The 12,258-nt window shown below is 53.6% G+C and carries 12 protein-coding genes and 1 pseudogene; 5 read left to right on the forward strand and 8 right to left on the reverse strand.

Annotation, left to right across the window (positions count from 1 at the left end; translation table 11 throughout):
• The first annotated feature begins 119 nt into the window (after positions 1-119).
• The gene (locus GJ631_RS02830) at positions 120-1,469 is read left to right on the forward strand and encodes a dihydrolipoamide acetyltransferase family protein (RefSeq protein WP_156707691.1); all 1,350 of its coding nucleotides are present in this window, start codon (positions 120-122) and stop codon (positions 1,467-1,469) included.
• Here GJ631_RS02830 and lpdA read toward each other — a convergent pair.
• The 7 genes and pseudogenes from lpdA to GJ631_RS02855 all read right to left on the reverse strand — a co-directional run bounded on the left by lpdA (position 1,466) and on the right by GJ631_RS02855 (position 6,548).
• Complete coding sequence (gene lpdA, locus GJ631_RS02835; protein WP_370518541.1) at positions 1,466-2,731, reverse strand: dihydrolipoyl dehydrogenase; 1,266 nt, start codon at positions 2,729-2,731, stop codon at positions 1,466-1,468. The genes GJ631_RS02830 and lpdA overlap by 4 nt on opposite strands.
• Before the next feature lie 4 nt (positions 2,732-2,735).
• Positions 2,736-2,867, reverse strand: a pseudogene (locus tag GJ631_RS19395) (FAD-dependent oxidoreductase); the annotation flags it as partial.
• 56 nt (positions 2,868-2,923) lie between these two features.
• The gene (locus GJ631_RS02840) at positions 2,924-3,889 is read right to left on the reverse strand and encodes an alpha-ketoacid dehydrogenase subunit beta (protein WP_197424764.1); all 966 of its coding nucleotides are present in this window, start codon (positions 3,887-3,889) and stop codon (positions 2,924-2,926) included.
• A gap of 1 nt (position 3,890) precedes the next feature.
• Positions 3,891-4,601, reverse strand: a complete 711-nt coding sequence (locus tag GJ631_RS02845) for a thiamine pyrophosphate-dependent dehydrogenase E1 component subunit alpha (protein ID WP_197424766.1) — start codon at positions 4,599-4,601, stop codon at positions 3,891-3,893.
• Positions 4,567-4,953 (reverse strand): thiamine pyrophosphate-dependent enzyme, encoded by a 387-nt coding sequence (locus GJ631_RS18440; protein WP_197424768.1) that lies wholly within the window; start codon positions 4,951-4,953, stop codon positions 4,567-4,569. Before GJ631_RS18440 ends, GJ631_RS02845 begins: the two co-directional genes overlap by 35 nt.
• Before the next feature lie 88 nt (positions 4,954-5,041).
• Positions 5,042-5,956: an EamA family transporter gene (locus GJ631_RS02850; protein WP_156707693.1), complete on the reverse strand. Its 915-nt coding sequence runs from the start codon at positions 5,954-5,956 to the stop codon at positions 5,042-5,044.
• 160 nt (positions 5,957-6,116) lie between these two features.
• A complete protein-coding gene (locus GJ631_RS02855; RefSeq protein ID WP_156707694.1) occupies positions 6,117-6,548 on the reverse strand; it encodes a universal stress protein in 432 nt (143 codons plus the stop codon).
• A 195-nt stretch (positions 6,549-6,743) separates the two neighbouring features.
• On the opposite strand from GJ631_RS02855, the gene GJ631_RS02860 reads away from it, so the two are divergent.
• The 4 genes from GJ631_RS02860 (at position 6,744) to GJ631_RS02875 (ending at position 11,173) form a co-directional block, all read left to right on the forward strand.
• Positions 6,744-7,787 (forward strand): TAXI family TRAP transporter solute-binding subunit, encoded by a 1,044-nt coding sequence (locus GJ631_RS02860; protein ID WP_156707695.1) that lies wholly within the window; start codon positions 6,744-6,746, stop codon positions 7,785-7,787.
• 76 nt (positions 7,788-7,863) lie between these two features.
• A complete protein-coding gene (locus GJ631_RS02865) occupies positions 7,864-9,858 on the forward strand; it encodes a TRAP transporter fused permease subunit (protein ID WP_156707696.1) in 1,995 nt (664 codons plus the stop codon).
• Between the two features lie 128 nt (positions 9,859-9,986).
• Entirely contained in the window at positions 9,987-10,865 is an 879-nt protein-coding gene (locus GJ631_RS02870; protein ID WP_156707697.1) for an acyl-CoA dehydrogenase family protein, read from the forward strand.
• Complete coding sequence (locus GJ631_RS02875; protein WP_156707698.1) at positions 10,769-11,173, forward strand: acyl-CoA dehydrogenase family protein; 405 nt, start codon at positions 10,769-10,771, stop codon at positions 11,171-11,173. The genes GJ631_RS02870 and GJ631_RS02875 overlap by 97 nt, the downstream gene beginning before the upstream one ends.
• 72 nt (positions 11,174-11,245) lie before the next feature.
• Here GJ631_RS02875 and GJ631_RS02880 read toward each other — a convergent pair whose 3' ends face one another.
• A complete protein-coding gene (locus tag GJ631_RS02880) occupies positions 11,246-12,094 on the reverse strand; it encodes a 3-keto-5-aminohexanoate cleavage protein (protein ID WP_156707750.1) in 849 nt (282 codons plus the stop codon).
• Positions 12,095-12,258 lie beyond the last annotated feature (164 nt).

Raw genomic sequence — 12,258 nt, forward strand, 5'->3', positions numbered from 1 at the left:
TTTTTTTCGGTTTGTACCTGTATTTTTTCCTTGACATGCTCAGGCGTATGACTTCCTATTTGATAAATTGTGGCTTAGACGAATAGTCTTTATACTGGGCGTGATATCACGATAGACAAATGGCGTACTTAGTAAATATGCCCAAACTTGAACAGGGCATGCAACAGGGGGTGCTCATTGAGTGGCTGGTTGATATCGACGAGTCAGTCACTGAGGGGCAACCGATTGCAGAAATCGAGTCAGAAAAAACGGTTGCAGAAATCGACGCACGCGAGGATGGTGTACTACGCCAGACGTTTGTTGAGCCTGGAGAAACCGTCTCTCCGGGAACGCCACTTGGCGTCGTCGCTGCACCCGACGAATCGATTGACGACCTCCTTGCATCGGTTGACGTAGACACGAGTTCCGAAACCGAACCGAATGCAGGTGACTCAGAATCTACTGACTCCAAACAGGACACTGATGCAGAGCGACGGGAAGCAAACTCCGAGAGCCAAGCGTCTGGAACACACGGTGGCGGCCCCTCGCACCCCAACCGCGTGAGCCCGGCGGCGAGACGGCGTGCAGAGGAACTCGGCATTGACGTATCGAACGTTACTGGATCTGGTCCAGAAGGCGCGGTGATTTCCGAGGATATCGAACGGCGGGCGGAATCCGAGGGTAAAACGACTATTGATGCTCGGCAGCGAGCGTCCGAACTTGGTGTGGACCCCGCGACAGTTGAGGGAACAGGACCCCGGAATGTCGTCACCGTCGCCGATATCGAACGAGCTACTGAAGGCATCAAGGAGAAACGCGAACTCTCGGGGATGCGACGAACCATCGGACAGCGACTGGGACAGAGCCACCGCGAAGCACCGCATGTAACTGTCCACCGCGAAGTTAATGTTGAGGAACTCCTCAAAGCGGCGGAGGTCGCTGATCGCTACGCAGAGGTTGACATCTCAATCACGGATCTCCTACTAATCTCTGTCTCAGCGACGCTCACTGAATATCCCGAGTTCAATGGAACCCTCGAAGACGATGTTCACACCATTTATAACGACCAACACATCGGTGTGGCCGTCGATATCGAAGGTGGTCTCGTAACGCCTGTCATCAAGAATGTTGAATCGCGATTATTGACGGAACTCGCCGAACAGCGCCAGTCGCTCACTCAAAAGGTACTTGACGGAGATTACACGAGTGATGATATCACTGGCGGTACATTCACTGTCTCGAATCTGGGTGGTTTCGGTGTCGAGTCCTTCACGCCGATTATCAACCCTCCCGAGGTTGCGATTCTCGGTATCGATGCCATTTCGGAGGCTCCCGTTCCGAACGACGACAGTATTGCGTTCAAAAAACACATCGGGTTTGACCTATCGTTTGACCACCGCGTCGTTGACGGTGCCGATGCAGCACGGTTCCTCGCAACACTCGATGAGCACGTCCGCGATCCGTGGCCCCTTCTGTTGGATCGCGTCTAAATATGGATTGCTTCGTTTAGTGCGTCCGCCGCCGCCTCCATAATCGCTTCAGAGAGTGTCGGGTGGGTGTGAATGGTTGATGATAGTTCATTGAGCGTCAGCTCTGCACGCATCGCGACGCCCACTTCACCGAGCAACTCAGCTACCTCCTCGCCGACCACTTGACAGCCGATAATTTCCCCTGTCTCTGAATCTCCGACAAGTCGGACAAACCCATCCGTCTTATTCCTCGTCTGTGCGCGTCCGCTTGCAGTAAACGGGAATTCACCCACTACAGGATCGTATCCTGCATCAATTGCATCCTGTTCCGTCTTTCCGATAGTCCCAATCTCGGGATCTGTAAAAACGACGGCTGGAATCGGCTGTTCGGATGTGGTCGGGTTCTCGCCGGCAATTGCCTCGGCGGCGACAATCCCCTCGTGGGTCGCCTTGTGTGCCAACATTGGCTCGCCAGCGACATCACCTACTGCGAAGACGTTCTCGACGTTGGTTTCACCATATCTGCCTGTTTCGATGAACCCTGGTTCACTCGTTGACAATCCAAGTGCATTAAGCCCGAGTCCGTCGGTCACCGGCGTCCGTCCAACTGCGACGAGTGCTTTATCACTCCGGTATTCGGCTATCTCCCCGTCTTCGGTTTCGGTGAAGATCGTGATACTTTCGCCGTTTTCCTGCCAGTCGAGGGCCGCCTCGCCGAACTGGAACGTTACGCCCAGCGAACGAAGCTGTTTCACGACTGGCTGCGAGAGGTTTTCATCGTAAGCTGCCAACGCCTCGTCGAGCATTTCGATTACGGTGACATCAGTTCCGAGGCGAGCGAACACCGTCGATAGCTCCATACCAATGTAGCCAGCACCGATGACGACGAGCTTATCCGGGATATCGGACAGCGACAATGCACCCTGGGAATCGAGGATTCGATCGCCATCGAACTCGAAGTTCGGAACGGCGATGGGCTGGCTCCCCGTTGCGATGAGAGCTGCATCGAACGACATCTCCACGTAGCCTTCTGTTGTGTCTATGTGCGCTGTCGTTTTGTCGACGAATGTTACGTGTCCTTCGCGAATTGAAACGCCACTCTTCCGACAAAGACCGCCGATACCATCTGTGAGACTATCGACCACCTTGTCTTTCCAAGCGACCATCTTCTCGGCGTCGACGCTGGCAGTGGCGTCGATACCCATTCGATTGGCATTCCGGATGTTTTCCAGTTGTCCAGTTGCTGTGAGAAGTGCCTTCGATGGGATACACCCGTAGTTCAAGCAAGTCCCCCCCGACAGCGTCGCGATCGGCGAGCGTCGTATCGACCCCGCGTTGTGCAGCTTTAATTGCGGCTGCATATCCACCGGGACCAGCACCTACAACAAGCAGTTCTGTCTCCTGTTGCTCTTCAGCCATGAACGAAGGGTATTCGAGGAAGGGTATAAACGATTGGGTCGACGGAACGATAGTCCTCAGGGCGCTACGTCACGAATCGCTTCCGTAATTGTTTCTTCGTCAGGGATAACAAACTGTTCCTCCGGTGGACTGTACGAAACGGGAACGTCCGCACGTGTCACACGCTTAACTGGCGCATCGAGGTACCAGAACGCCTTATCCGAGATACGGGACGCTATCTCCCCGGCTGTCCCGCAGGTTCGGTTCGTCGCATCGACGACAACAGCCCGACCAGTCTTCTCCACGCTCTCAAGTATCGTCTCCTCATCGAGCGGTAGCAGGGTCCGTGGGTCCACGACTTCGATGCTCACCTCCGGTGCGAGGGTTTCAGCGACAGACAGAACGTCGGGGACGGTCTCTCCGATAGCGACGACCGTGACATCTTCACCTTCGCGTTTGATGTCGGCCTCCCCGAGCGGTATCGTATAGTGCTCGTCCGGAACCTCTGCTCTATTGCCGATTACGGGTGCGGGCCAGAACACCATCACAGGATCGTCCTCGGCAACGGCACTCCGGAACAGGCCGAGTTGGTCATATGGCGTACTTGGGACGACAGTCTTGATACCGAGATTGAGCAACGACGGATATGGATTATCGGAGTGCTGGGCCGCGCTTCCCCCGGGAGTCCCGGCTTGTGGTACCGTAATCGTGAGCGGAATCGACACCTGCCCGTAAGTCATGTGTCGGAGCTTCTGGGCGTTGTTAACCAACTGGTCCATGGCCATGTACGCCATCGTGTTGATCTGGTATTCGATGATGGGTCGCTTACCGTCCATAGCTGCTCCGATAGCAAGCCCATGGAACCCCTGCTCCGATATCGGTGCGTCCCACACTCGCTCTTCGCCGAACTCGTCGACGAGGTCGCGAGTCGTTCCCATCAGCGCATGCTGGATGTCTTCGCCGATGATGAACGTGTCATCGTAATCGTTCAGTGATTCGTGGTACGACTGAATAATGGTCGAGATGTAACTTTGGTTGCTCATATTAGTACTTCTCTGCGGGGAAGTTGGGGTACGACTGTTCGGAGTAGGTGTATTCGGGTGCTCGGTCGCCGCTTGGATACTCGCTTTCGAGTGCGAATTCGGCGGCGTCTTCGAGGCGCGCTTTGACATCCACGTCAATCTGATCGAGGGTTTCTTCGGTGAAAACATCCTCCTCGATGAGTGCCTTCCGGAACGTGTCTATCGGGTCGCGCTCGCGTCTCCATTCCTCTATTTCTTCCTCTGCTCGATACGGCCGGTCCCTAAGCAAGTCCTTCTCGCCGGAGAAGTGGCCCTTATACCGGTATGTCTTACACTCTACTAGCCGAGGGCGACTGGTTTCTCGTGTCGTCTTGACGGCTTCTTGGATGGTTTCATACACCTCAAGGACGTTTTGACCGTTAATCGTCTCTCCGTCCATGTCGTAGCTATCCGCTCGCCCCGAAATTTGTTCGCCAGCAACAGCGTCTTCTTGACTGGTGCTGACTCCGTACTGGTTGTTTTCACATAAGAACACGACCGGTAAATCCCAGATGGAGGCCATGTTCATCGTTTCATGAACGACACCTTGGTTCGAGGCACCGTCCCCGAAAAACGAGACCGAAACTCGGTCGTCGCCGTCCATCTTCGAGCTGAAGGCCGCCCCCGCTGCGTGGGGGACGCTGGCTCCGACAATTGCGTTACATCCGAAGATTCCAAGCGAGAAATCCACCATGTGCATTGACCCCCCCCCGACCGCGGTTTAGTCCAGTCTCCTTGCCGACCAATTCCGCCATCATCCGGTCTATGTCGGCGCCTTTGGCGAGTACGTGGCCGTGACCTCTATGCGTACTCGCGATGACGTCATCCTCGCCGAGGGCCAACGACGCTCCAACTGCGACCGCCTCTTGACCGAGATAGAGATGAATCGGTCCTGGAATCTCTCCTGCGTCGCTCAAATCATCGGCCGTATACTCAAATTCGCGAATTTCGCGCATCATTCTGTACATCCGCCGTAGTAACTCCGAATCGTAGTTCGATAACCCTGCCTGCTGGGTTTGTACCTGCTCGGGGTAATCTTGGCTCATCTGAGTTGCGTGTTTCGTCTCGGTTGTTTTATAGCTTTTGTGCCTTGTTCCCACTTGTTTGGTGGCGGTCGCTTACGGGTGGAGGGTCCTATCCGGATAAGGAAACTACTGTTGCTCCCACCACGACGATAACTGCGGCGGCAATGAGGCGTCTGTTGATTTGCTCAAGCCGCTGTGGCAAGAAAAGCGCGGACAGTAGGAGTACAAATAGTGGAATCGTCTGTAAAATCGGCACAACGATGACAACGGGTGCTATTTCTAGAGCCGCAAAATAGGAGATTAATCCCAGCGACGCCGCGACACCAGCGGCGATGTACCATCGAAAAATGGGTTGCCGAATCGGCACTCGAAAAGAAGATTTGAACCGAACGTATGTGCCGAATCCAATCGTTGCAGCCAACACTTTCACCGCCACGCCGGGAAGCACCGGCGTTCCTTCGGACAGTCCCAGCGAGGCGAACACCGGTTCGATTCCGGTTGCCGCTGCGGCCGCGAGTGGAACCAACAGTGAGATGCCGACTTCTCGAAGCGATGTCTCTGAATTCGATGCCGTCGCTGTCTCCCAAGAGATGAATGCCACCCCACCGACAATCAGGACGATACCGAGGAGGTGCGGCACCGTCAACGTCTCTTCTAAGAAAATGATTGCGAGAGCTGAAGCGAAAAAGACGCTTGAGGATATAATTGGTGTCGTACGACTCGCTCCGATGACCTGTATGCTCTTGAACAAAAGTACTCGCGCTATCAGCGACCCGAACAGCCCTGCTGCGGCAAACGAGAGGAACGAAACCGGTGTAAATAGGTCCAAGTACGGACGTGGATAGATGATTACGACGATTGGCACTAAGATGAGGACATTACAAATCAGCGAAGTCATCATAACGCCGGTGACATCCCCTTTCTCCGTCCCGAGGCGCACACAGGTGTTCTGGACTGCGAACAGCATGGCAGCAACAACTGCGAGGACGACACCGAGAGATGCAGCAGTAACTGGGATCTCCATGTACCTCCACTCAACTTACGTTGTGATTAAAAGTTCCCCTGCTTTTCAAGTTGAGGCTATTGGAACAGGCGCCACCGAAATCAAGAGGGATTCGCTTATACTGGGTCACAATCAGTGAGACCGGCCGTTGTCCCCCGGTCCTGTTCGGTAACAGCTCTCGCTACGTACGGGCGTACACGACTGTCACCGGAATATCGGCATTGAGTAACACGGATTGGGTTACACTTCCCAACAGCACTTTTCCTACTGTCGTCCGCTTCTGCCCACACATGATGATACGGTCCGCCTTAATCTCACCCGCGACATCAAGGATGGCTTTCGCGGGATCTCCGTGTACTCGTCGTTGCTTGACGCTTACCCCAGCATCAGTGAGATAGGCACTTGCCTGTTCGACACTTGATGGGAAATTTGTCTCATCGTACCAGTCTTCGGAACGCACAGACCCGCCTTCCGTTGAGACTTCGAACTCTTCTTCGACGTTCAGCATAGTCACGTGCACTTCTTCGGGTGCGTTCGGTAATGATACAACGGCTTCTGCCGCCGCTATCGCACGGTCGTCATCGGAATCGACAGGCAGCAATACTTGGAACATATTCGTACCGATGCGTTAGGATGAGAAAAAGGTGTCTCATGTAGCGGAAGTTCGTGAAAATCGGTTAATCACGCGTTCTTTTAAATACCGACACCAGTAATTTTATAACTTCTAAACAATACCACTCCTGTGAAGGTGTAACAATCTATGACACGAGACTCTTCAGAGACTAGCGGGAGCGAATTATCAGACCGAATGAGTAGGCGGCGGTACATCCAAGCAGCGGCTGCAGGTGGGGCACTAACCCTTGCCGGCTGTTCGGGTAACGGTGGGTCGAATGGAAATGGAAACGGCAACGGAGATTCTGACGGTAACGGCGACTCTGATGGCAACGACGGCTCTGGTGGCGGTGCCACCGAACTGGTGGTGAGTATGCACCAACAGGGAACGAACGCGTTCGCTCAAGGTCAAGCTACCGCGGCAGTCGTCAACGATGCAACCGATGAGATTCGACTGGACGTTCGTCCGAGTGGCAGCGTCCGTGAGAACATCGGCCGGTTCGCCCGTGGCGAAACTGACCTCGCGTTCGTCGGTAACTGGGAACTTGCCAATCTTGAGGCGGGGAACGAGCCGTATGCCGACATTGGTGTCAGTCTTGACCAAGTGGTCACGTACAACTATTCTACATGGATGCTAATTACCAACGACGAGAGTGTTCAAACTATTGAGGACTTAGACGGTCGTAGTATCGGAGCGGGCCCAGAGGGTGCAGCGGTGAATCAAATCACCAGGCGTATCTGTGATATGTATGGTGTTGATGCCGACTTCCCCGATGTCGCTTTCGGCGACAAGCAGGGAGCGTTCAGTGAAGGGATCATCGACGCGGCTGCAATAACCCTCACTAACTTCGAAGTCATAGTCCCATGGGTCGAACAGATTATGGCGAGTGAAGACACGTACGTCGTCGAGTGGCCCGACGGCGGTGATATGATTGTCGAAGATGAACTTATTAGTTCGGTCACCTGGGAACAGGAACAGATCCCCGACTTCGACAGGGTGCCGGATGGCGATCACATCGGCTGGGATATCGGATTCTTCTTGGCGTCAACCACGGAGGTCTCTGACAGCTCGATCTCGACGATGTTGAGCACGATGAATAATAATTTAGACGCACTGATAGAGGCCAACAGCGCCTTTAGCTTCCATGAAAATATGGATTACTGGACTCGGGCCTTTTACGACGGAGGAGGCATCCATCCCGGAGCACAGTCTTTCTACGAGGATCAGGGCCTGCTGTAACGGCGGTCATTTCACAACAGAATCGCTTTCGGCGATAGTTTTATGACTTCCTGAACAGACGACAGAATCAGACCCCATGATAACCCGTTCAATAATTGACGATGAGATTGATTTTGACTCTTTGGCTACTGCAGGTATTTACTTCTTCAGTATCTACCTAGTCTTCCTGCTCCTTTGGTACGCTGCTACGCTTGGAATGAACCGAGTCCGTTTTCTTAACCTCTTCCTCGGTCCGGGTCTCGCTGTTTTCTACCTCCACCAGTTCGTGGATAGGGATGACTGGTCTTCGTTTTCGCAAGCAACTGACGACCGATTTTCGGCGCTGTTAGCCCGAATGAGACCACTTCGAAAGATCGCTGTCTATGCGTATCCGTTGATCGCGGTCCTGTCTCTTGCGTTTTCGGTGTATGTCGAGTATCACTTCGACCGGATTCGTGTCGATGTACCGCTCGCAGGGATGACTTCCGCAGATTTGTACGTCGGTATCCTCATCATGCTGATTATCCTCCACGCTACCAAGGTTGCCTTTGGATGGATCATTTCTCTCTTCACCGTGTTGACCGTCTTGTACGGCTTTGCCGGCCCATGGATGCCCGGGATCTTCAGTCACTCGGGGATGGACGTCAATCAAATCGTCTTCAATAATACGATGGCTCTTAACGGGGTTTATGGATTTATTCCGCGGGTCGGTGCAACGTGGGTCGCCATTTTCATAGTCTTTGCTGGCATGGCTAAATCACTTGGTCTCCTAGATTATGTCATGAGCGTCGGAACGGAGATTGGATCCAAAGTCACGACGGGAATAACGCACGTTGCGGTCGTTTCGAGTTTCATTATTGGTTCGATGACCGGTGCCGCGGCAGCCAATACGGCGACGACCGGGACGTTTACTATTCCATTGATGAAAGACCAGGGCCTCAAAGACGAGTACGCCGCCGCAATTGAAAGCGTTGCATCATCAGGGTCTCAAGTCCTCCCGCCCGTGATGGGGATTGCTGCGTTCCTGATGGCTGAAATTATCGGCATCTCCTACTTCGAAGTTATACGTGGTGCTGCTCTCCCAGCGCTACTGTTTTTCATTTCTATTGCGATTATCATCCACTTGCTGATACTGAAAAACAACTGGACCATCGACACATCGGACGAACCAATCGATTACTCAGTGTTCTCGACGGGGTACTACTTTATTGTCCCGCTGGGTGTGTTGCTGTTTACGCTTGTTGTTCTCCGAATGACGCCACTGGGTGCGGGTTTGTACACGATTCTCTCGCTCATCGCGATTAATTTCCTTTGGACCGTCTATCAAGAAAATATCACTGTTGACACGTTCAAAGAATTGGGCGCTTCGTATCTCGAGGGGGTCAAGGAAGGCGCCCTTGAAATGGTTCCGCTGCTCGGAGTCCTCGGTGCGCTCGGAATCGTCGTCCAGATGGTCACACAGACCGGGCTTTCGGGAAAGATTAGCGCTCAGATGCTTGGCCTTGCAGGTGGCGTTTTTGTGCTTCTACTATTGCTTGCGATGCTTACGAGTCTCTTGTTCGGCCTCGGAATGCCGACACCGGCAGCGTACATTCTTGTCGTTTTCCTCGTCGCACCAGCACTTCTTGAGTTCGGCGTCCAGCAGCTCACCGGACACCTGTTCGTGTTCTACTTCGCGATGCTCTCGGCAATCACACCACCTGTTGCCCTCTGTTGCGCCATCGGCTCACGCATAGCGAATTGTAGCTTTATAGGTACCTGCAAGCAGGCGCTCCGAATCGGTGCGCCAGCGTTCGTACTCCCGTTTGCCTTTGTTGCCAACGACTCGCTCATCTTCTGGAGTTTCCCAAGTACGGTGTTAGTATTCCTTGGCGTTCTGTTTGGGTTCGTGATACTCGGAATGGGACTAAGTGGACACAACGGTGCAAGGTCTATCGGTATCCCCTTGAGAGGATTATACCTCGGACTCGGATTGGCCATCCTCGTCGGCCCACCGACGGTCATGGTTGCTGCCGGAGGGGTCTCTCTCCTCTTTCTGATTGGCGATGTGTTCGGCCTAGCGAAAGTCCGGTCAACACTGAGCAACCAGTAACCGCACGACTCTTTTAAAAAATACAGTATCTGGTAGTCTATGGGTCCTGTGTGTTTGGTTGGTGTTGAGGAGCTATTGGAATGTACTCACTCGAAATTTATATGTTGCTATGACCTAACGTGATTTGTATGGGTCAAGAGCTCACAGACGAGCAGCAGATGCTTGTCGATATCGCGCATGATATCACTGAAGACTTCGGTGATTCGTATTTCCGGGAGAAGCGGTTGGCCGACGAGGAGCCAACCGAGTACATTGAGGCTATTGCCGAGGCCGGATTCTTCGGCATCCCGATTCCCATTGAACACGGTGGCGAGGGAATGGGAATGGAAGAACTGGTGTATGCAATCGAGGCACTTTCCGAGGCCGGAGGATGGCTGCTTGGTAGCCGGTTTACGCTGAATACGGTTTTCGGCGGCATCGTGCTTTCAAGATATGGAACCGATGAGCAGAAAGAAGAGCATCTCTCGGCCTTGGCTAAGGGTAAAAAGAGCTGGGCGCTCGGCGTCACCGAACAAAAAGCCGGCTCGAATATGCTTAACACCCAGACGTTTGCCGAACGAGATGGTGACGAGTTCGTCATCAATGGCGAAAAGGTGTTCAATTCCGGACTAGACCACGCTGACGGATACACTTTCCTCGCACGAACAAAAAAGCCGGAAGAAGCGGACAACCGAACTGACGGTCTCACCGTGTTCTTGGTGGACCCGGAAGCCGACGGAATCGAATACGATCCGGTGGGCCTTGACATCTACTGGCCAGCAGGCGAACGAACATTCACCGTGCATATTGACGACCTCCGTGTACACGAATCACAGGTTATTGGAGAGGTTCATGGTGGCTTCAAGCCGATATTCGACGTACTCAACCCAGAGCGGATTAGCGTTGCTGCCGAACATATCGGTCGGGGTCGGTGGGTTCTAAATCAGGCGGTCGAACGCGCGAAAGAGCGGGAAGTCTGGGGGGGGGGGAGCCGATCGGTTCCCATCAGGCTATCCAGCATCCACTAGCGGAGTCACACGCCAATTTAGAGACTGCCCGGACCATGACGACACGAGCGGCACGAGCCTACGACGAAGGGTATGATAACGTCGGCGAGCTTTCCAATATCGCCCATTTCAAGGCTGGAGAGGCAGGCTTCGAAGCGGCCGATAACGCGCTCGAAACGTTTGGTGGAGCTAGCGCAACGGAGGATTACGGTATCGCCGCTATCTGGAGCTACGCCCGCCATCAGCGAATCGCTCCCATTACAGACCAAATGAAACTGAACTATATCGCTAATAACGTCCTTGAACTACCCCGGTCATACGGTATCTGATGTCTCTATATCGTCCTATGCTGTCGCGGTGAAAATGAATATCCGAACGTCAGGATGGTGTAATTGATTGGATTAGAGGCCGAGAATCCTCCGGGCGTCGTCGGGGGTCGCCACGGGACGATTGAGTTCATCCGCGATTCTCACGGCCCGCTGGACGAGCTGAGCGTTACTTTCTGCGAGTTCTCCCTTGTCGTAGAATACGTTGTCTTCCATTCCGACCCGGACGTGGCCACCCATCGACATGGCCATTGTGGTCAGCGGTAGCTGGTGTCGACCGACTGCCAGACACTGCCATTCGGAGGCATCTGGAAGATTATCGACTGCGTTCACGAGGTTCCGCGGCCGGGCAGGAATCCCGTTCTGCATGCCAAACACGAGCGTACACCAGTATGGCTCTTCGAGTAAATTCTCTTCAACAAGATACTGCATCTCAGGGAGGTGCCCCGTATTGAAAATTTCCAGTTCAGGCTTGACCCCGTTTTCGAGCATCTCGCGGGCGTATGTTTCGTTCTGTTCTCTCGTGTTGAGTGCTGAGGTGTCGTATCCGAAATTGAGTGGCCCGAGGTCAATCGTTGCCATGTCTGGTTGTGGTTCAACTTCAAGGGCGGGCCGTAGGCGGTGGGGCCCGAGTTCGAACCCACCGGTGGTGAAATTGACGAGAATGTCGTCGCAGTGGTTGTCTATCGCGTCACGTATCTCTTGGAACTTCGAAACGGAGGTCGTCGGATTCCCGTCCTCGTCTCTCGCGTGAATGTGAGCTATCGACGCTCCTGCCTCCTCACAAGCAGCGAGGTCAGTCGCAATCTCTTCAGGTTGCTCGGGGAGGTTCGGATTGGCTTCCTTACCTTGGGCGCCCCCCGTCAATGCGACGCTGAGTATCACTGGTTTCTCGAAGTAGTCTTGATAACCGTTGTACGGCATACTCAGTAGTGTGTACATACATCTGTATCAACATTTTCATACAATAATTGTCATATTGGGGTGGGAATTATTCGGTGAGATCGGGTAGAGTCGTTCACAATCGGCCCATTATGGGACTGTCTCTAAAAATAATGACTTTCGGTGAAGGCAGTCCTCTGGGTTCG

The sequence above is a fragment of the Natronomonas sp. CBA1123 genome (genome assembly GCF_009741925.1).
Lineage (GTDB): Archaea > Halobacteriota > Halobacteria > Halobacteriales > Haloarculaceae > Natronomonas.

What these genes read in the sequence shown, in the direction of transcription:
- GJ631_RS02830 (WP_156707691.1), top strand. Translation starts at nt 120, where the DNA reads ATGGCGTACTTAGTAAATATGCCCAAACTTGAACAGGGCATGCAACAG.
- GJ631_RS02840 (WP_197424764.1), bottom strand. Translation starts at nt 3,889, where the DNA reads ATGAGCAACCAAAGTTACATCTCGACCATTATTCAGTCGTACCACGAA.
- GJ631_RS02845 (WP_197424766.1), bottom strand. Translation starts at nt 4,601, where the DNA reads ATGGTGGATTTCTCGCTTGGAATCTTCGGATGTAACGCAATTGTCGGA.
- GJ631_RS18440 (WP_197424768.1), bottom strand. Translation starts at nt 4,953, where the DNA reads ATGAGCCAAGATTACCCCGAGCAGGTACAAACCCAGCAGGCAGGGTTA.
- GJ631_RS02850 (WP_156707693.1), bottom strand. Translation starts at nt 5,956, where the DNA reads ATGGAGATCCCAGTTACTGCTGCATCTCTCGGTGTCGTCCTCGCAGTT.
- GJ631_RS02855 (WP_156707694.1), bottom strand. Translation starts at nt 6,548, where the DNA reads ATGTTCCAAGTATTGCTGCCTGTCGATTCCGATGACGACCGTGCGATA.
- GJ631_RS02860 (WP_156707695.1), top strand. Translation starts at nt 6,744, where the DNA reads ATGAGTAGGCGGCGGTACATCCAAGCAGCGGCTGCAGGTGGGGCACTA.
- GJ631_RS02865 (WP_156707696.1), top strand. Translation starts at nt 7,864, where the DNA reads ATGATAACCCGTTCAATAATTGACGATGAGATTGATTTTGACTCTTTG.
- GJ631_RS02870 (WP_156707697.1), top strand. Translation starts at nt 9,987, where the DNA reads ATGGGTCAAGAGCTCACAGACGAGCAGCAGATGCTTGTCGATATCGCG.
- GJ631_RS02880 (WP_156707750.1), bottom strand. Translation starts at nt 12,094, where the DNA reads ATGCCGTACAACGGTTATCAAGACTACTTCGAGAAACCAGTGATACTC.